Below are 21,472 nucleotides of genomic sequence, written 5' to 3'. Positions count from 1 at the left end.
AAGTAGCTTTATTTTAGGGTTTTAAATCTTTTTTGGTCTAGAAAAATATAGAAAAAAATAAGATGAATAAACCAACTTTAGTCATACTAGCAGCAGGAATGGGGAGCAGATATGGAGGATTAAAACAAATGGATGTTTTTACTCCAGAAGGAGATACAATTATCGATTTTTCTTTATATGATGCAATAGCAGCTGGTTTTGGAAAGGTTGTTTTTATCATCAGGAAGAGTTTTCAAGCTGAGTTTAAAGCAACATTCGATAAGAAATTAGAGGGTAAAGTTGAAGTTGAATATGTGTATCAAGAATTAGATAATGTTCCAGAGAAATACGTAAACCCAGAAAGAATAAAACCTTGGGGAACAGGACATGCTTTATTAATGACAAAAGAGGTTGTAAAAGAAAATTTCGCGATTATAAATGCAGACGATTTTTACAGTAGGCAAGCATTTATGGCAATTGCAGAACAGTTAAGGAATACAGCTAAAAATAGCTATAACTTTAGTATGATTGCTTATTCTTTAAAAAATACAATTTCAGAAAATGGCTATGTTTCCAGAGGAGAATGTAGTGTAGACGAGCATGGTTTTTTAACAGATGTTACAGAACGAGTTCGAATCGAAAAAATAGATGGAGTTTTACAATGCGAAAATAGCAATGGAAAAATGATTCCAATAGACGAAAACACCACTGTTTCTATGAATTTTTGGGGTTTCACTCCAAAATGTTTCGAGTTTGGTGATGAATTATTCTTAGAATTTTTAGAGAAAAATAAAGAAAACTTAAAAGCAGAATTTTATTTACCAACAATTGTAAATAAAATGTTAGAAAGTAAAAAAGCATCTGTAAAAGTATTAGAATCAAGCTCTAAATGGTTTGGGGTAACTTATAATGATGATAAGGAAAAGGTGGAAAAAGCAATTAATAAATTAAAAGAAAACGGAGTCTATCCAACTAAATTATGGAGTTAATATGAATGCAGAAACTATAAAATCCATTTTTAACGAGTTCGACCATCAAGCTAATTATGTAAGTCATTCAGAATTAAACTCTGGGCACATTAACGATACTTTTTTAGTAAAAACACAGGGTTCTAAGAACTACATTCTTCAACGAATAAACCACAACATATTTAAAGATGTACCTGGTTTGGTTAATAATAAAGTTTTAACAAGCGAGCATATAAAAAGTAAATTCCCCAATCTTTCGCAAGAAGAGCTAACTAAAAAAGTAGTAAGTTTTGTTAAAACTAAAAACAGCGATTTTTACTATTTTAAAAAAGGAGGGCATTTTTGGAACGTCATGGTTTTTATTGACGACAGTGTAACACACGAAATTGTAAAAGATAAAGAAATTGCTTACGAAGGAGGAAAACTTTTAGGTGAATTTTTAAATTTAACTGCAGATTTAGATAGCAGTAAATTAATAGACGTAATTCCTAATTTTCACGATATGTCTTTTCGTTATAAGCAGTATGCATCTTCAGTACAAAGTGCTTCTAAAGACAGGTTATTTAGCGCTACTAAATACACAAAAATTGTGGCAGATTTAAAGGAGGAAATGCACATTCTTCAAAAATTGAAAGAAGCAGGGGAAATTCCTGTAAGAGTTACACATAACGATACTAAAATATCTAACTCTCTTTTTACGAAAGACAATAAAGGTATTTGTATGATAGATACAGATACAGTAATGTCAGGTATAATTCACTACGATTTTGGAGATGCAATAAGAACCATTTGTAATACTGCAGCAGAAGACGAAAAAGACTTGTCTAAAGTAGAGTTTAATATAGAATATTACAAAGCGTATGAAAAAGGCTTTTTAGAGAAATCTAAAGATTCTTTATCTAATGTGGAGTTAAAATATTTACCATTAGCAGCCAAAACAATGATTTTTATAATGGCACTTCGTTTCTTAACAGATTATTTAAATAACGATGTTTATTATAAAACCAATTACCCAGAGCACAACTTAGACAGAGCCAAAAATCAATTTAAATTGATAGAAAGTTTTTCTGAAAAAATACAAATGAATTAGTAAAAAGAAAAGTGCATGTTTATAAAAAATTAAAGTTATTAAAAGTCTAACTTTAAATTCTTGTAATTTAATAAAAACTAACCTAAAAAAATAAAAATTATGCAACAAAAAAATAACACAACTGCAATAATCATTATTGCGAGTTTATTCTTCATTTTTGGCTTTGTAACGTGGATTAATGGTGCGTTAATTCCGTTTATGAAAACCATAAACGAGTTAACAGAATCGCAATCTTATTTAGTAGCAACAGCTTCTTACATTTCGTTTGTTGTAATGGCATTGCCAGCTTCTTACATTTTAGGAAAAATTGGTTACAAAAAAGGCATGTCTTTAGGACTAATTATAATGGCAATTGGTGCTTTGGTTTTTATTCCGGCTGCAGAAGCAAGAACCTATTGGGTGTTTTTAGCAGGGATTTTTATTCAAGGAATTGGAATGACCATTTTACAAACTGCTGCAAATCCATACATAACCATTTTAGGTCCCATAGAGAGTGGTGCAAAACGTATCGCAATTATGGGAATTGCAAACAAAGTTGCAGGAGCGTTAGGATCTTTAATTTTTGGAGCTTTATTACTTTCTGGAATCGATGAAACAAAAGAAAAATTGGCAGGTGCAACTTTAGAGGAGACCAATGTGTTGTTAGATACCATGGCAGATAGTGTTTTTATGCCTTACGTTATAATGGCAATAGCCCTATTTTTATTAGGAATTTTAATAAGAAGAGCACCATTGCCACAAGTAGAAGCAACAGAAGAACCAGTTTTAGAAGAAGGGAAAACAGCAAAAACAAGTATTTTTCAATTCCCTAATCTTTGGTTAGGTGTAATTGCTTTATTCGTTTATGTGGGGGCAGAAGTTATTGCAGGAGATACCATTATCGCTTATGGAATTTCCTTAGGATTTACAGGAGAAGAAGCAAAATTCTTTACTACTTATACATTAATGGCAATGGTTGCAACTTATGCTTTAGGAGTGCTTTTAATACCTAAATATGTAAAACAAAAAACAGCGTTAATCGCCAGTGCAGTTTTAGGAATTATATTTAGTTTTTGCATCTTAAGCACTACAGGTTTTACCTCTGTATTGTTTGTAGCGGCTTTAGGTATTGCAAATGCATTGGTTTGGCCAGCAATTTGGCCTTTAACTTTAGATGGTTTAGGAAAGTTTACCAAAACAGGTTCTGCACTTTTAATTATGGCAATTTCTGGTGGGGCAATTATCCCTCCTTTGTATGGAAGAATTGTAGATGCCAATAAACACGAGTTAATTGCAAAAGGTTTGCAAGAAGCAGACGCAATTGCAACTGCTTCTACAGAAAGTTATTGGATCTTAATCCCTTGTTATGCAATTATCTTATTCTTTGCAATTTGGGGACATAAAATAAAAAATTGGAGTAAATAATTGAGATTAATTTTAATAGAGACAAGTAATACATCATGTTAAAAAGTAAAATTGACAAAGCAACTGGATTCGAGAAAAGATTCGAGAATATTGGCACTGTAGTTTTCGAAGATTCGAAAGAAGCCTCTGCACAAGTTGCAAAAGAAATCGCAGATTTAATAAAAGTAAAACAATCGCAAAAACAACCTTGTATTTTAGGTTTGGCAACAGGATCTTCTCCAAAAGGTTTGTATGCAGAATTGGTACGCTTACATAAAGAAGAAGGCTTAAGCTTTAAGAATGTAATTTCTTTTAATTTGGATGAATATTATCCAATGGAGCCAGATTCTGTAAATAGCTACGTACGATTTATGCAAGAGCAATTGTTTAATCACGTAGATATTTTACCAGAGAATTACTACATTCCAGATGGAACACTGTCGAAAGAAGAAATTAGAGATTATTGCGACCAATATGAATCGAAAATTGAAGCCTTAGGTGGTTTAGATTTGCAAATTTTAGGAATTGGAGGTAATGGACATATTGGTTTTAATGAATCTGGTTCACTTCAAAATTCCAAAACACGTTTAGTAGCCTTAGACCATATTACAAGAGTGGCAGCAAGTGGCGATTTTTCTGGATTAGAAAACACACCAAGAACAGCAATTACATTAGGGGTGAAGAAAATAATGGAAGCCAAAAGAGTTATTTTATTGGCTTGGGGAGAAAGAAAATCGAACATCATAAAAGCCTCTGTAGAAGACGAAGTTACCAGTTTAGTACCTGCATCGTATTTGCAAGAACATAGAAATGCAACTTTTATTTTAGACCAAGCAGCAGCCTCTAAATTAACAAGAATCAATACCCCTTGGTTGGTAGAAAAAATTGTTTGGACAGATCAATTAATTAGAAAAGCAGTACTAAGTTTGGCTTTAAACTTAAAAAAGCCAATTTTAATGTTAACAGATGCAGATTATATCGAGAATGGTATGAGTGATTTGTTGGCAGACTCAGGCCCAGCTTACGACATCAACATAAAAATCTTTAACAAATTACAAAACACCATTACAGGTTGGCCTGGAGGAAAACCAAATTCCGACGATAATAAAAGACCTGAAAGAGCAGAACCAGCAAAAAAACGTGTGTTAATTTTTAGTCCACATCCAGATGATGATATTATTAGTATGGGTGGTACTTTTAAAAGATTACACGAACAAGGTCACGAAGTACATGTAGGCTATCAAACTTCAGGAAACATTGCAGTTGCAGATGATGAAGCATTGCGTTTTGCAAGTTTTGTGTGCGATTATAACGAGAAATTTGGCATCGATAATTCTGAAGCAACCAAAATTTATAAAAAAGCAGCGACTTTTTTAAAGAACAAAAAGTCGAGCGAAATAGATACTCCAGAAGTGAGGTATATTAAAGGATTAATTCGAAAAGGAGAAGCAAGAGCTACTTGTCATTTTGTAGGTTTACCAGACTTAAATATTCATTTTATGAACCTTCCTTTCTATGAAACAGGAGCTATAAAGAAGAATCCAATTGGTGTTGGAGACGTAGAAATAACCAAAGATTTGATTGAAAAAATAAAACCACATCAAATTTATGCAGCAGGCGATTTGGCAGATCCTCATGGAACACACAAAGTTTGTTTAGATGCCATTTTTGCAGCAGTAAAAGAATTAAAACCTAAGAAATTCATGAAAGATTGTTGGGTTTGGTTGTACAGAGGAGCTTGGCAAGAATGGGGAATAGACGAGATTGAAATGGCAGTTCCAATGGGACCAGACCAAGTATTGGAAAAACGAAAAGGAATTTTTAAACACCAATCGCAAAAAGATGGTGTTGTTTTCCAAGGAGCAGATAGTAGAGAATTTTGGCAAAGAGCAGAAGATAGAAATAGAGAAACCGCAGAATTATACGATAAATTAGGCTTGTCTCATTACGCTGCAATGGAAGCTTTTGTAAGGTGGCATTATTAAAATTTTAGTAAGTAATATTCCAAATCCCATTATTTTAGTCGAAGATTAAAATTGATGGGATTTTTTTATGCCATTATTTTTAAAAGTTAAAAGCTAAATGTTAAAGGAGTTAAAATAACTTCTATTACAGATAATATTAATGAAATTAGCACTTTATATTTGCAATTTTAAAAATTACAGCTAAATAGCATCCCATACATGCCAAAAAAAAGGAAATATCGTTTTTTAAGAAGAACATTAAGAGTGTTTTTGGGCATACTTTTATTTCTATTTTTAATTATTCTTTTTATCCGAAGTTCTTGGGGGCAAAACATTATTGTAAATAAAGTAGTTCGTTATGTTTCCGATAAAACAAATACGAAAGTTGCAGTAGAAAAATTATTTGTTACTTTCGATGGAAGTGTACAATTAGATGGCTTGTATTTAGAAGATACCAAAGGCGACACCTTAGTCTATTCGAAATCTTTGGAAGCAAATATTCCACTCTGGGCAATAATTCGTGGAAATGGAATAGGTGTAGATAATTTAAACTTAGAAGGTTTACACGCAAATATTATAAGAAAAGACACTGTTTCTGGTTACAATTTTCAATTTTTGATAGACGCTTTTGCGCCAGAAAACCCAGCTCCAGCTGTAAAAGATTCAACTGCAAAACCTTTAGATATTGTTATTGGAGATTTGTCTTTTAAAGACATCGATTTTTTGTTGAAAGATGATGTTTTAGGATTGGATGGACGTTTTAAAGTTGGCGAATTAGAGGCGAATATGGAAAAAACGGATTTGAAGAACATGAATTTTGAAGCTTCAAATATCAAACTTTTAAACTCGAATATAAAGTTTATTCAAAATCCACCTCAAATTGTTTCTACAGAAGAGGCTCCATTACCAAAATTTACGGTTGATAATCTTACAGTTGAAAATGTAATTGCATTTTACGAATCGAAAGTAGATAATATTTCTTCAGACATACATATTGATAATTTTTATGCAGAAATCCCTCAAATAGACTTGGCAAAAAACAATATCGATTTAGATAAATTACAATTAAGTAATTCTAGAATTGCTTTAAACACAGTTTCTAAAAGAAGTGTAGCTACTCTAAAAAGTAGTAAATCCGTAAAAGTAGAATGGCCAGAATTCACTATAAATATTACAGCTATTAATATAGAAAATAATGCGATTCATTATTTTGAAGACAATACAAAACCTCAAAAAAATGCATTCAATCCGAAAGCCATTTCGTTAGAAAATGTAACTTTTAAAGGAACAGATATTTTCTTGAAAGATAAAAAAGCAGGCGCAGAAATTTCTAAGTTAAATTTTAATGAAGCTTCTGGTTTAAACTTGCATCAACTTACATTTAATTTAGAGGCAACAGACAGCAAATTAAATCTAAACGATTTAGATTTTAAATTGAATAACAATGCTCTTGTTGGGAGTGCCGATTTAAAATACGCTTCTTTAAATAAGCTTTTAGCAACACCAGAAAATACGAAAATCAACTTAAATATACCTACTTTTAAAGTGTCTTTAAATGAGCTTTTTAAATTTCAACCTTCACTTAGAAAGAATGTTTATTTAAAAAAAGCAAGTAAAAAATTAATTACAGGAAACATTCAGGCAAATGGAAGTCTGGCTTCTATGAATCTTAGAAATGCAAAAGTAAACTGGGGAAATGCTACAGAAATATCAGTAAAAGGAACGTTTAAAAATGTTACAGATTCTAACAAATTATTGGTAGATATTTCAACCTTAAAAGCGCAAACAAAACGTGCAAATATTCTTCAGTTTGTAGATGAAAAAGAATTAGGAATACAGCTTCCAGAAAATATATTGTTAACTGGAAATGCAACAGGTTCTTTGGATAATATTTCAGCAAAAGCAAAAATAACCACCACCCAAGGAATTGCTAAAATTAACGGAAACTTCAAAAATAAAAATACGATAAGTTACGATGCTGTTGTAAAAATAGAAGATTATAAAGTAAACGAATTGTTAAAGAATCCTCAATTTGGAGCATTAAGTTTCACCCTAAACTCCAAAGGAGCAGGAAAAAACTTAAATAATTTAGAGGCAACTTTAGAAGCGAATGTATCTAAATTTACCTTAAATAACTATGCAATAAAAGATTTAAGCATCCAAGGAGATGTTAAAAATGGCGAAGGAAAAATTACCTCTAAATACAAAGACGAGAATTTAAATATTGCTTTAAATGGTAAAGTGTTTTTAGACTCTATTGCATCTAAAGCAAATATTAAATTAGATGTAATTGGAGCAGATTTACAAGCCTTGGGGTTAATGAAAAGAAACGTAAAAACAGGAATGGATATTTCTTTAGACTTTAAAGGAAATAGTAAAAATTACGATATAGAAAGCAAAATTATAAACGGAGTTTTCGTGTACGATAATAGAACTTATTTGTTGGGTGCAATTGATGCAAAAGCGTATGTAGATAAAGATACAACCTCTTTTTCTGTAACCAATAAAATGCTAAATTTAGACTTAGAATCTAACACAGATCCTCAGACATTTACAAAGGCAATTGAGCGACATATTTTTAGTTATTTTTATAGAGATGAAAAAATTGGAGATTCCATTAAAAAGCCTGTAAATTTAAAATTCGAAGGAAAAATTGCACAATCCTCATTATTAAAAGATGTTTTTTTAGTGAATGTTAAAGATGTAGATACCATTGATATCGCTGTCGATTTTAACGAAAAAGACAAAAACTTAGAAGCTAAAATTACAGCTCCACATATTAATTATAGTGGAAACGAGCTAGATAGTTTAGCATTTTCTATGAATACAGATACAGATAATTTTAATTTCGATTTAGGTTTCAAACGAATTAAAGCAGGGCCTTTAGATATTCCAAGAACTTATATTACAGGAAATCAGGCAAAAAACAAATTATCTCTTAATTTTTTAGGTTCACACAAAGGAGAAAAATTAATGAATGTAAATACAAAGATATCTGGAAATAGAAACGATTTAAGGTTTACTGTTAATCCAGATAGTTTATTGTTAAATAAAGGAAAATGGAGTATTCCAAGTGATAACGAAATAGCATTAATAAATAATAAAATAGTATTTAAGAATTTTAAAATTTCCAAGGACAATCAATCTATAGAAATTACAGATAAGTTGCCTAATGTAAATAAGAAACACATTGCAATCGATTATAAAAACTTTAAAATAAACGAGGTTTTTAATTACTTAAATCCAGAAACAGAAATAGCTACAGGGGTTTTAAATGGTCGTTTTATTTTAGAAGATCCTTTTAAAGATACTGGAATTATTGCAGACTTAGATATAAGTAAATTAGAAGTTTTAAAAACGAACTTAGGAACTTTAAAGTTAGATGCTAAATCTTTAGGAAATAGCAAATATGATTTTAATGCAGCTTTAAAAGGAGGAGATGTTAATTTAGATTTAAAAGGAGATTACTTCGTAAGCAATACAAAAGCAAATTTAAACTTAGATTTGGTGATTAATGAGTTTAAAATGAAAGCATTAAATACGTTTTCGTTAGGAGAAATTAAGGAGACCAATGGAAGTTTTTCAGGAGAATTTAAAGTTACAGGAACCACTTCCAAACCAAAATATAATGGAGATATTACTTTTAAAAATGCAGGGTTTAATATTTCTAAACTCAACACCAAATTTTTACTAAACAACGAAACCTTAAAAGTAGATAATAGTGGATTAACATTATCTAATTTCAAAGTTTTAGATGCTAAGAAAAATGCATTGGTGCTTTCAGGAAAAATCGGCACAGAACGTTTTATAAATCCAACTTTCGACTTAAGTGTAGATGCTAAAAATTTCCAAGTTTTAAATGCGACCAAAGAAGATAACGAATCTTTATATGGAACAGCTACTTTTAATGCCAACGCAAAACTAACAGGAGATTTGCAAATCCCTAAATTAGATGCGAAATTAACCTTAGGAGAAGGTACAGATGTAACGTATGTGATACCTTCTGTATATGCAAATGTAGAAGAAAGAGATGGCATTGTTGCTTTCGTAAATAGAGAAAACCCAAAAGCAATTCTCACAAGAACCGAAGAACAAACAGCTACAATAACTGGTTTCGATATTTCTGCATCTTTAAAAATAGATAAAAAAGCAGCTATTACAGTAGTAATTAACAAAGATACTGGCGACAATTTTAAAGCTGTTGGTGATGGAGATTTTATCTTTACAATGGTACCAAATGGAAGAATTAATTTAACAGGAGCTTACGAAATTTCTGAAGGACATTACGAATTAAATCTATACAATTTAGTGGATAGAAAGTTTTTAATTGCCCCAGGAAGTAGAGTTAGTTGGTCTGGCGATCCTTTTGATGCAGATTTAGATGTTAAAGCAATTTATAAGTTAGAAACATCTGCTTCTCCATTAATGGCACCACAAGTTTCTGGAGCAGAAGCATCTGTAAAAAGCAAATTCAAACAAGTACTTCCTTTCGAGGTTTCTTTAAATATCGATGGCGAATTACTACAGCCCAAAATATCTTTTGGTTTAGATATGCCAGAAGAAGAAAGAGGTTCCATTGGTGGGCAAGTTTATGGGAGAGTGCAACAAGTAAACCAACAAGAAGCAGAATTAAATAAACAAGTTTTTTCTTTATTGGTATTAAATCGTTTTTATCCAGATGCAGGCAGTGATGGTAGTTCTGGAGGTTTTGCAACTGTGGCAAGAGATAATTTAAACGATGCAGTTTCTGGTCAATTAAATGCTTTTTCAAATAAAATTTTAGGAGGTTCTGGTATTGAACTCGATTTTGGTTTAAATAGTTTTACAGATTATCAAGGAGATGCACCAACAGACAGAACTCAGTTAGATATTGCTGCGCAAAAAAAATTATTTAACGATAGACTTACAGTTAGAGTTGGAAGCGAAGTAGATATCCAAGGAAGTAGTACAACAGGCGAAAAAGCTCCATTGATTGGAAATGTAAGTTTAGAGTATAAAATTACCGAAAATGGTAGATATCGTTTAAAAGGTTTTAGAGAAAGTAAGTTCGAAAATGTAATTGATGGGCAAACCATCGTAAGTGGAATTGCTTTGATTTTTACCCAAGAATTCAACCAATTTAGCGAACTTTGGGATGCGATTTTACGTTCTCCAAAGAAAAAAGAAGAAGATACAAACTCGAAAAAGAAAGAAGTAGGGAGCCAAACAAAAGCAAAAGAGAAAGAGAAAGAGAAAGAGAAAGAGAAAGAGAAAGAGAAAGAGAAAATTGCTAAAAAGAGTGTAAAGAAGCAAAAAAACTAAGTTTTTGAAAACAACATTAAAACATATCGTAATTTTATTATTCTTAGGAACAGTGCTTTATTCATGTAGCATTCAAAAATTTATTCCTGACAATGAACGTTTGTATACTGGAGCAAAAATCGAATTGAAAGCAGATTCTAGCGTTCGAAAAGTTAGTGAGTTAAAAACAGATTTAGAATCAGTTTTACGTCCAGAACCCAATTCTAAACTCTTAGGAATGCATTTGGGTTTGTATTATTACTATAAAAATCAGAAAGAAAATCCGAATTTTATAAACAGGTGGTTGTACAAACAATTTGGACAAAAACCCGTTTATCAATCTGATGTAGAGGTATATGATATGGAGGAAATTCTAAGAAATAGGCTCGAAAATCATGGTTTTTTCTACAGTAGAGTAGCATCATCTTTCAAGGAAGAAGAAAAAGAAGCTTCTGTAACTTATAGTTTAAAAATACCTGCACCTTATAAAATGGAAACTTATAAAGTAGATAGTATGGTATCTCCAATTTATACTGAAGTGAAAGAGTTATCTAAAAAATCTATTTTTAAAAAAGACATGCGTTTCGATTTGCAAAATTTAAAATTAGAACGCCAAAGATTAGATGCAGAATTAAAAAAGAAAGGATATTATAATTTTAACTCTAACTTTTTACTTTTTGAAGCAGATACCAATCAATATAAAAATAAAAGATTCGATTTATTTTTAAAGATGAAAGCAGATGTACCCAAAAAAGCGACAGTTCCTTATAAAATAGAAAGAATTAATGTATATCCAAATTACGATTTAAAAGATAGCATTAATACAGAAGGAGAACGTTATAACGAAAAAAGTTATCATCAAGATTCGGTATACTTTAAACAAAAGTATTTAGATGAATTTATCACTTTAAAAGAAGGAGAATTTTACAATCCAATTACTTCAAAAAATACAGCGAGAAGACTTTCTGGAATTGGAGTCTACAAATATGTAAACATTCAATATAAAGAACTAGATACTTCTTTAACGAATAAAATGGGTGGTTTAGAAGCAAATGTTTTTCTCTCTCCATTAACAAAACGCGCCATTAGAGCAGAGTTACAAGCAGTAACAAAATCTAATAATTTTGCTGGACCAAAGTTGGCGGTAACATATAGCAACAGAAATTTATTCAAAGGAGGAGAAACGCTAAACATAAGTTCGAATATTGGCTATGAAACGCAAATTTCTAGTGGCGATAATCTAGGGCTAAGTAGCTTAGAATTAGGTTTAAAAACGGAACTTATTTTTCCAAGAGTAATTGCGCCATTTTCATTTAAAGAAGACTTTTTCGAGTATTCGATTCCTAAAACCAAAACGAGTTTAAGTGCGACCTATTTAAGCAGAAGCAAATTATACACCTTATTATCTGGAAATTTATTTTTTGGCTATGTTTGGAATGCAAACAGGTATATTACTTACGAAATAAATCCTATTTCTGTAAATTATACACGCTTGTCGAACACCACAAAAACTTTTGAAGATATTTTAGAAAACAATCCTTTTTTACAGCGTAGTTTCGACCAACAATTTATTGCTGGGTTAACATTTTCTTTCACTTATAACGAAATGATAAATAAGAATAAGACACATCAATTTTTTGCAAACTCAACATTAGACGTAGCAGGAAATTCCATAAGTTTATTTGCAAAACAAACAGAAGCAGGGAAACCAAAAGAATTTTTAGGCTTACAATATGCACAATATGCAAAAGCAGATGTAGATTTTAGATACCACTACAATTTCGGAAGAAACAACCAGCAAACTGTGGCAACAAGACTTTTTGCGGGTTATGGTTATGCGTATGGAAACTCAGAAGTTGTTCCTTTTGTAAAGCAATATTTTTCTGGCGGTCCTTACAGTGTTCGAGCTTTTAATATTCGATCTCTGGGACCTGGAACTTATAACGAAGACAAAGATCCAAATACAAACGGAACATTTTTCGATAAAACAGGAAACATTCGTTTAGAAGCAAATATCGAATATCGTTTTCCTATTTATTCGTTTTTTAAAGGTGCTGTTTTTGCAGATGCAGGAAACGTTTGGAATTCAGAATCAAACCCAGCTTTTAACGGAAAAGATAAGTTTACCTCTAACTTTATAAAAGAATTAGGAATGGGAGCAGGAATTGGTTTGCGAGTAGATGTACAAGGTTTTGTAATACGTTTCGATTTGGCAGCTCCTTTTCACAACCCATCAGTTAAAGAAGGCGAACGTTGGAATTTTAGAGTAGATAAACCTGTACTAAACTTTGCAATTGGGTATTCTTTTTAAAACCGTTAAGTCAATTACTACTCTTTAAACCCTTGTGCAATTCTTTCTAAGCCAGAAGCATCTAAAATAGCAATACTTTTTCCTTTAAAATTAATAATTTTTTTCTTTTTAAAGTCAGATAATAAGCGAATTGCAGATTCTGTTGCAGTTCCAATAATATTTGCAATATCTTCTCGAGAAAGTTGTATGTCTATATTGCCATCTTTGTCTGTATCGAACTTTTCTTCTAAATTTAAAAGCGTTTCTGCCAAACGTTGTTTTACCGTTTTTTGAGCCATATCTACAATAACATTGTCTGCAGATTTAAGCATACCAGCCATGTCTTTTAAAATGGCCATTGTAAAATCGATATTTTTTTCTAAATCTTTTACGATTTCTTCTTTAGGTACAAAACAAATTTCCATATCGCTTAAAGCAACAGCTCTTAAATTGGCAACTTCCTCGGAAACTAAACTTCTTTCTCCTAAAATTTCTCCTTTTTTTACCAAACTAATAATTTGACTTCTTCCATTTTCGCTCATTTTAGAGACTTTACAAACACCATTTTTAATACAAAAAACACCATTTAAATGTTCTCCTTCTTCAAAAATAGATTCTCCCTTTTTAATAAATAAAGAAGTCTTGCATGCAGAAATTCTCACCAATTCTTCTTTAGAAAGATGTTTTAAGGAATTAAATTTTCGAACAATACACTGCTCACATTTACTCATAGTTGTTAAAAATAGTTGGTTATTTCAAAGATATTAAAAAACTGACAAATATCATATTTTAAATTGCTTTCTTAGCGGAACTTTGCAATAGGCAAAAGAGTAAATATGAAATCGACACAATGTTATCACTGTGGTGATTCTTGTGATGATAATTTAATTAATTTTGATGAGAAAAATTTCTGTTGCAATGGTTGTAAGACGGTTTACGAAATTTTTTCTGAAAACGATTTAACTTGTTATTACAATTTTCAAGACAATCCAGGCGCAATTCCTACTGAAATTCAGGGGAAATACGATTTTTTGGAGACAGAATCTATTGTAGAAAAATTACTCGATTTTAATGATGGAAATACACAAATTGTTACCTTATACATTCCACACATTCATTGTAGCTCTTGTATTTGGGTTTTAGAAAATTTGCACAAGTTAAAGCCAGAAATTTCTACTTCTCAAGTAGATTTTCCAAAGAAAACGGTTCGAATTACTTTCAATTTAGAAACCACCTCCTTAAAAGAAATCGTTTTACTAGTAAGCTCCATAGGTTACGAACCATATATTAGTTTAGAAGATTACGAATCTGGAAAAAAGAAAGTCGATAGAAGTTTATTATACAAATTAGGCATCGCAGGTTTTGCATTCGGAAACGTAATGTTTTTGTCTTTTCCAGAATATTTCGAAGTATCAGAATTTTGGTTAGAACAATATAAAAATATCTTTCGATGGCTAATGTTTACCTTTTCTTTGCCAGTTGTTTTTTATGCAGGAAAAGACTATTTTATTTCGGCATATAAAGGTTTACGCTCTAAAATTTTAAATATAGATGTTCCTATTGCTTTGGGAATTTCAGTACTATTTATAAGAAGCTCCGTAGAAATTATTTTCGATTTAGGAACTGGTTTTTTCGACAGCTTAACAGGCTTAGTTTTCTTTTTATTATTGGGGAAATTTTTTCAGCAAAAAACCTATAATTTCTTGTCTTTCGAACGAGATTACAAATCGTATTTTCCAATTGCAGTTACCAGAATTTCATCCGAAGGAAAAGAAGAAAATGTGCAAATTTACGATATTGAGAAAGGAGATAGATTACTCATTAGAAACCAAGAATTAATTCCTGTAGATGGAATTTTAATCAACGGAAATGCAGCAATAGATTACAGTTTTGTTACGGGAGAAGCAAATGCAGTACATAAAAAATCTGGTGACAAATTATTCGCAGGAGGAAAACAATTATATGGAGTTATAGAAATGGAGGTTTTATCTTCTGTTTCACAAAGTTATTTAACACAATTATGGAGTAACGATGTTTTTCAGAAAGACAATAAGTCACATTTTAAAACGATTACAGATACTATTAGCAAAAATTTTACAATAGCAGTCTTATTAATTGCATTTGTTTCTACAGCATATTGGTTATTTTTTGATGCCAGTAAAGCATTAAACGTATTTACAGCCGTTTTAATTATAGCCTGTCCTTGCGCAATTGCTTTGGCAGCCCCTTTTACTTTAGGGAATATGTTGCGTATATTTGGTAAACAGAAATTTTATTTAAAAAATGCTACTGTAATTGAGCAATTGGCGAAAATAGATACGCTAATTTTCGATAAAACAGGAACTTTAACAACCAATAAAGAAAGTGCAATTAATTATGAAGGTGTTGTTTTAAATGAGCAAGAAAAAAGTATTTTAAAAAGTGCTTTAAGAACTTCGAATCATCCCTTAAGTAGAAGTTTGTACCATACTTTTAATGAAGCCGAAACCATTCCTATTTCAAATTATAAGGAAATTACAGGCAAAGGAATTTTAGCAAGTTATAAAGAAATTAGTGTAAAGTTAGGAGCTGCTTCTTTTGTAAATAATAATGTTGAAAAAGCAACTTTAGATACAGCTGTTCATGTAAGTTTTAATGATGCATATAAAGGGAAGTTCGTCTTTAAAAACGCTTATAGAAAAGGAGTAAAAGCATTGTTTTTATCTTTAGAAAAAACATTTAACTTATCTGTTGTTTCTGGAGATAATGAAGGTGAAAAAACGTATTTACAAGAAAATTTACCAGAAGGAACGAATTTATTATTCAATAAAAAACCAGAAGATAAATTAAAGGTTGTAGCCAAACTTCAAAAAGAAAATAAAAAAGTAGCCATGGTTGGCGATGGTTTAAATGATGCAGGAGCTTTGGCACAAAGTAATGTTGGTATTGCCTTATCCGAAAATATAAATGTGTTTTCTCCTGCTTGTGATGGGATTTTAGATGCAGAAAAATTCAATAAAATAGGAAACTATATTAGTGCGTCAAAAAAGGCAATAAAAATAATAAAACACTGCTTTATTTTGTCTTTATGTTACAATGTGGTTGGATTGTATTTTGCAGTAACAGGACAACTAATGCCAGTTATTGCAGCGATTTTAATGCCTTTAAGCTCGATAAGTATTGTAGTTTTTACAACGATTTCAACAAATATATTAGGAAAGAAAATAAAGTAAATAGTATGAATATAGCCTCATTTTTTGAAGATATTAAATTCAGTGTAAACAAGCCAGCTTTGTCTTTGTTGTTAGATACAGATTTTTCAAAAGAAATAAGAATTGTATTTAAAGAAGGGCAAACGATGGAAGACCATCAAGCACCATTTGCAATTATTGTTCATATTGTTGAAGGAATAATCGATTTTGGAGTTAATGGAGAACTAAGAAGGTTAACTTCTGGGCATATCCTGTCTTTAAAACCACACGAAGTTCATAACTTAACAGCGATTGAAGATAGTATTGTACGTTTAACTTTATCGAAAACCGACAGTGTAAAAAGAGTAAAAGAAGTGTAACTATGAAAAAATCACTAGTTCAAAAATATAATATTCCAGGGCCAAGATATACCAGTTATCCAACAGTGCCTTACTGGAATGAAGAAGGAATAAACAAACAAGATTGGATTACTTCTTTTCAAAAATCATTTACAGAAAGTAACTCATTAGAAGGCATTAGTATTTACATTCATTTACCATTTTGCGAGAGTTTATGTACATTTTGTGCATGTCATAAACACATTACAAAACGTCACGAAGTCGAAGAAGAATATATAGAAACCGTTTTAAAAGAATGGAAGTTATATGTTGCTTTAGTAGATAAAAAACCAATTATTAAAGAGTTGCATTTAGGAGGAGGAACACCAACATTTTTCTCAAAAGAGAGTTTAAAGTATTTAATGGATGGTATTTTTTCAATTGCTGAAAAACATCCAGCACACGAGTTTAGTTTTGAAGGACATCCAAATAACACCACCAAAGCGCAATTACAAACATTATTCGATTGTGGATTTACAAGAGTAAGTTTTGGGGTGCAAGATTATAACGAAAAAGTACAAAAAGCCATTCATAGAGTACAACCTTTTGAAGCTGTTGAGCAAGTAACAAAATGGTCTAGAGAAATTGGTTACACTTCAGTAAGTCACGATTTAATTTTCGGTTTGCCATTTCAAACCAAAGAAGCTGTAATTCATACCATTAATAAAACAAAAGAGTTACAGCCAGATAGAATTTCGTTTTACAGTTATGCACATGTTCCATGGGTAAAAGGCGTAGGACAAAGAGGTTTTAATGAAGACGATTTACCAAAAAACGACGAAAAAAGAGAGTTGTACGAAATTGGAAAAGAATTATTCGCAGAATTAGACTACGAAGAAATAGGAATGGACCATTTCGCATTAAAGACAGATAGTTTGTATGAAGCGACTATTAACAAAACAATTCATAGAAATTTTATGGGATACACAGCCAATAAAACATTGTTAATGGTTGGTTTGGGAATGTCTGCAATTTCCGATTCTTGGTATGCGTTTGCACAAAATGTAAAGACAGTTAAAGAATATCAAAAATTAGTAAACGAAGGTGAAATTCCAATTTTTAGAGGACATTTATTATCCGAAGAAGATAAAATTATAAGAAAACACATTTTAAATATGATGTGTAATTTCTCTACTTCTTGGGATGCAGAAAGTATGAAAATAAAGAATATTGAAAAACATTTAAAGTTGTTAGAAGAAATGGAAAAAGATGGTTTGGTTGAGGTGCATGAAAACTCACTTTCAATTCCTGAAAAAGCAAGACCTTATGTGCGTAATATTTGCATGGCTTTCGATCTTCATCTATTAGAAAATAAACCAAAAACACAATTATTTTCGATGACAATATAGTTTTTTAACAAAAAATTAAGAAATATGACAAATGTCATATTTTAAGAATTCAATTAATATTATTTTTGATGTAATAATTATCAGGCAAGATATGAGCGTAATATACCTACTTCTTTCACTAAGTATTTTAGTGGCAATTGTATTCTTTATCGCATTTATTTATTCAGTAAGAAAAGGGCAGTATGACGATTCGTACACGCCATCTGTTCGTATGCTGTTTGATGATGAACTTGTAAAAGTAAAACAAGAAAAATTAACTAAAGATTAAATTTTAAATTATGGAAATGCAACAATTTTATTACGATAATAAAATCGTAAAAAAATTCATCTACGCAACACTACTTTGGGGTATCGTAGGTTTTAGTGTGGGTTTATTACTTGCGTTTATGTTTTTATTCCCAAACGTAACAGAAGGAATTTCGTGGTTAAGTTTTGGGCGTTTAAGACCATTACACACAAATGCAGTAATATTTGCCTTTGTTGGTAACGCGATTTACGCAGGAGTTTACTACTCATTACAACGATTGTTAAAAGCTAGAATGGCAAGTAATTTTTTGAGTAACTTCAATTTTTGGGGTTGGCAAGCAATTATTGTTGCAGCAGCAATTACACTTCCTTTAGGATATACATCTTCGAAAGAATATGCAGAATTAGAGTGGCCAATAGATATTGCGATTGCTTTAGTTTGGGTAGCATTTGGTGTAAACATGATTTGGACTATTCTAAAAAGAAGACAACGTCACTTATACGTTGCAATTTGGTTCTATTTAGGAACTTTTGTAACGGTTGCAGTGTTACATATTTTTAACAGTTTAGCATTACCAGTTAGTTTCTTAAAATCTTATTCGGCTTATGCAGGTGTGCAAGATGCACTTGTACAATGGTGGTATGGGCATAATGCTGTGGCATTTTTCTTAACAACACCATTTTTAGGATTAATGTATTATTTTGTTCCAAAAGCGGCAAACAGACCTGTATATTCTTACAGACTTTCTATTGTACACTTTTGGTCGTTAATTTTCTTATATATCTGGGCAGGACCTCACCATTTATTATACACATCTTTACCAGAATGGGCTCAAAATTTAGGAGTCGCATTCTCTGTAATGTTATTAGCACCTTCTTGGGGAGGTATGATAAACGGATTATTAACTTTACGTGGAGCTTGGGATAAAGTTCGTACTGATCCAGTTTTAAAATTTATGGTCGTTGCAATTACGGGTTATGGTATGGCAACTTTCGAAGGACCAATGCTTTCTTTGAAAAATGTAAACGCAATTGCGCATTATAGCGATTGGATTATTGCACACGTTCACGTTGGTGCTTTAGCTTGGAACGGTTTCTTTACGTTTGGTATGTTGTATTGGTTAATTCCAAGAATGTTTAAAACGAAATTATATTCTACAGGATTGGCAAATGTACATTTCTGGATAGGAACATTAGGAATCATTTTATATGCTTTACCAATGTATGTTGCAGGTTTTGTACAAGCTTCTATGTGGAAACAATTTAACCCAGATGGTTCTTTAACGTATGGTAACTTCTTAGAAACTGTAAACGAAATTATTCCAATGTATTGGATGCGTGCCATTGGTGGAACTATGTTTATTATTGGTGCAGTTATTATGTTGTACAATGTGGTTAGAACAGTAGCTTCTGGAAGCAAAGTTACAGATGAATTGGCAGAAGCTGCAGCGCTAAAAAAAGTTTCAAAATACAGAACAAAAGGAGAAGGCTGGCATACTTGGTTAGAAAGAAAACCAATAAAACTAACAATTTTTGCTACGATTGCTATTTTAATAGGTGGTATTATTCAAATTGTGCCAACATTATTGGTAAAATCGAATATTCCTACAATTAGTAGTGTAAAACCTTATACACCTTTAGAGCTGGAAGGACGAGATATTTATATTAGAGAAGGTTGTGTAGGTTGTCACTCTCAAATGGTTAGACCTTTTAGAAGTGAAGTAGAACGTTATGGAGAATACTCTAAAGCTGGAGAATTTGTGTACGATCATCCATTTTTATGGGGAAGTAAACGTACTGGACCAGATTTACATAGAGTAGGTCAAAAATATAACGATAGCTGGCACTTAAACCATATGTGGGATCCACAAAGTACGTCTCCAGGTTCTATTATGCCATCTTATAAATGGTTGATAAAAGACGAGTTAGACAAAACTTCTACAGAAGAAAAAATGGAAGTAATGGTAAGCCTTGGAGTACCTTATACTAAAGAGCAAATTGCAAACGCGCAACAAGATATGTTAAAACAAGGAACCAAAATAGAAGAGAACCTGTATGCAGATCCAGATTTTGCAAAAAGTTACGAGGCAGATAAGAAATATGCCAAAGAAAATGGAGAGCCTTTTGTAGAAATGAGAAACAGAGAAATTGTGGCTGTAATCGCATACATTCAACGTTTGGGAACAGATATTAAAGTAAAAGACGAACAGAAAATCTCTAAAAATTAGAAACTATGTTAAAATTCGTAAAAAATCATATGGAGAGTATTACTGGGATCGAGATTTATCCTTTAATATCATTATTAATATTCTTCACTTTTTTTGTTGCCTTATTTTGGTGGGTATTCACTGCAAAAAAAGAATATATTAATAAGGTTAGTAATATTCCACTAGACCAATAAAATTATTTAAAATGAAAAGATCTTTTCAATCTACAGTTTATGTAATCTTTGTAATTGTTACGTTTGTAGCACTTGCAAAGGCGTTTATGGTGTACGAAAACCCATTTAATATTTATGAAAACCCTTTAGTTTGGTTGGCTTTAATTGGTTTTGTATTAGTAGTTGTATTAAAAGAAGTGGTAAATGTGTATGCTCTAAAAAAAGCAACAGATTTACAAAACGAAAAAGATGGTATTCTTCCTGAAGCTCCAAATCTATGGATTAAGAAACTATTAGTAAAATGGACAAGAGCAAAATCTGTCGACCAAGAAGAAGACATAATTCTAGACCACAATTACGACGGAATTAGAGAATTAGACAATTCGCTTCCACCTTGGTGGGTATATATGTTTTATGCAACAATAATTTTCGCGGTCGTTTATTTAGTTAGATTCGAAGTTTTAGATGGAGACAGCCAAATTGTTGAGTATGACAAAGCTGTTGCAGAAGCAAAAAGAGAAGTAAATAAATACAGAGCAACTGCTACAGATTTAATTACTGCAGATAATGTTACGCTTTTAACAGATGCTAAAGATTTAGCGAGAGGAAAAGCCATTTTTAATTTAAATTGTGCTTCTTGTCATTTAGCTGATGGAGGAGGGCAAATTGGCCCGAACTTAACAGACGAATACTGGATTTTAGGTGGAGGAATTAAAAACGTTTTTAACACTGTACATAATGGAGGTAGAGATGGAAAAGGAATGATTGCTTGGGATAAAACCTTAAAAGCAGCAGATATTGCAAAAGTGGCAAGCTATGTAATTTCTTTACAAGGAACCACTCCTGCAAATGCCAAAGCTCCACAAGGAGAAAAATGGGTAGATCCAAATGCAGAAGCACCAAAGAAAGCAGAAGAAGGAGCAGAAGAAGTTAAAGACACAACAAAAACAGAGTAGAAATTTAATTTTAATTAGT

The 21,472-nt window shown here is 31.5% G+C and carries 14 protein-coding genes; 13 read left to right on the top strand and 1 reads right to left on the bottom strand.

Translation table 11 applies throughout. The annotated features are described in order from the left end of the window. Positions 1 to 62 precede the first annotated feature (62 nt). From J3359_RS07035 to tamL, 6 genes are all read left to right on the top strand, one after another. Positions 63 to 968, top strand: a complete 906-nt coding sequence (locus J3359_RS07035; protein ID WP_208080000.1) for a nucleotidyltransferase family protein — start codon at positions 63 to 65, stop codon at positions 966 to 968. Between the two features lies 1 nt (position 969). Continuing rightward, entirely contained in the window at positions 970 to 2,037 is a 1,068-nt protein-coding gene (locus J3359_RS07030; protein WP_208079999.1) for a phosphotransferase enzyme family protein, read from the top strand. Between the two features lie 99 nt (positions 2,038 to 2,136). Beyond that, positions 2,137 to 3,441, top strand: coding sequence for a sugar MFS transporter (locus J3359_RS07025; protein ID WP_208079998.1), 1,305 nt, complete (start codon positions 2,137 to 2,139; stop codon positions 3,439 to 3,441). A 35-nt stretch (positions 3,442 to 3,476) separates the two neighbouring features. Continuing rightward, a complete protein-coding gene (gene nagB / locus J3359_RS07020) occupies positions 3,477 to 5,405 on the top strand; it encodes a glucosamine-6-phosphate deaminase (protein WP_208079997.1) in 1,929 nt (642 codons plus the stop codon). A 198-nt stretch (positions 5,406 to 5,603) separates the two neighbouring features. Continuing rightward, positions 5,604 to 10,685, top strand: coding sequence for a translocation/assembly module TamB domain-containing protein (locus tag J3359_RS07015; protein WP_208079996.1), 5,082 nt, complete (start codon positions 5,604 to 5,606; stop codon positions 10,683 to 10,685). A gap of 4 nt (positions 10,686 to 10,689) precedes the next feature. Beyond that, positions 10,690 to 12,975: a translocation and assembly module lipoprotein TamL gene (gene tamL / locus J3359_RS07010; protein WP_243765995.1), complete on the top strand. Its 2,286-nt coding sequence runs from the start codon at positions 10,690 to 10,692 to the stop codon at positions 12,973 to 12,975. A 17-nt stretch (positions 12,976 to 12,992) separates the two neighbouring features. On the opposite strand, the gene J3359_RS07005 is transcribed toward tamL, so the two are convergent. Continuing rightward, entirely contained in the window at positions 12,993 to 13,685 is a 693-nt protein-coding gene (locus tag J3359_RS07005) for a Crp/Fnr family transcriptional regulator (protein WP_208079995.1), read from the bottom strand. Positions 13,686 to 13,790: 105 nt separating this feature from the next. On the opposite strand from J3359_RS07005, the gene J3359_RS07000 reads away from it, so the two are divergent. From J3359_RS07000 to J3359_RS06975, 7 genes are all read left to right on the top strand, one after another. Beyond that, positions 13,791 to 16,166, top strand: a complete 2,376-nt coding sequence (locus J3359_RS07000; protein WP_208079994.1) for a heavy metal translocating P-type ATPase — start codon at positions 13,791 to 13,793, stop codon at positions 16,164 to 16,166. A 5-nt stretch (positions 16,167 to 16,171) separates the two neighbouring features. Beyond that, positions 16,172 to 16,504, top strand: a complete 333-nt coding sequence (locus J3359_RS06995) for an AraC family ligand binding domain-containing protein (RefSeq protein ID WP_208079993.1) — start codon at positions 16,172 to 16,174, stop codon at positions 16,502 to 16,504. A gap of 2 nt (positions 16,505 to 16,506) precedes the next feature. Then, entirely contained in the window at positions 16,507 to 17,871 is a 1,365-nt protein-coding gene (hemN, locus tag J3359_RS06990) for an oxygen-independent coproporphyrinogen III oxidase (protein WP_208079992.1), read from the top strand. A gap of 91 nt (positions 17,872 to 17,962) precedes the next feature. After that, positions 17,963 to 18,139 carry a cbb3-type cytochrome oxidase assembly protein CcoS gene (gene ccoS, locus J3359_RS06985; protein WP_208080427.1) on the top strand — a complete coding sequence of 59 codons (177 nt, stop codon included), beginning with the start codon at positions 17,963 to 17,965 and terminating at the stop codon, positions 18,137 to 18,139. A gap of 10 nt (positions 18,140 to 18,149) precedes the next feature. Continuing rightward, a complete protein-coding gene (ccoN, locus tag J3359_RS06980; protein WP_208079991.1) occupies positions 18,150 to 20,345 on the top strand; it encodes a cytochrome-c oxidase, cbb3-type subunit I in 2,196 nt (731 codons plus the stop codon). Positions 20,346 to 20,350: 5 nt separating this feature from the next. After that, positions 20,351 to 20,518, top strand: a complete 168-nt coding sequence (locus J3359_RS18285; RefSeq protein ID WP_207971113.1) for a CcoQ/FixQ family Cbb3-type cytochrome c oxidase assembly chaperone — start codon at positions 20,351 to 20,353, stop codon at positions 20,516 to 20,518. Between the two features lie 11 nt (positions 20,519 to 20,529). Continuing rightward, positions 20,530 to 21,453 (top strand): cbb3-type cytochrome c oxidase N-terminal domain-containing protein, encoded by a 924-nt coding sequence (locus tag J3359_RS06975; protein ID WP_208079990.1) that lies wholly within the window; start codon positions 20,530 to 20,532, stop codon positions 21,451 to 21,453. Positions 21,454 to 21,472 lie beyond the last annotated feature (19 nt).

The sequence above is a fragment of the Polaribacter cellanae genome (assembly GCF_017569185.1).
In the GTDB taxonomy this organism is placed as follows: Bacteria; Bacteroidota; Bacteroidia; order Flavobacteriales; family Flavobacteriaceae; genus Polaribacter; species Polaribacter cellanae.
This window is presented reverse-complemented; position numbering and strand designations above follow the sequence as displayed.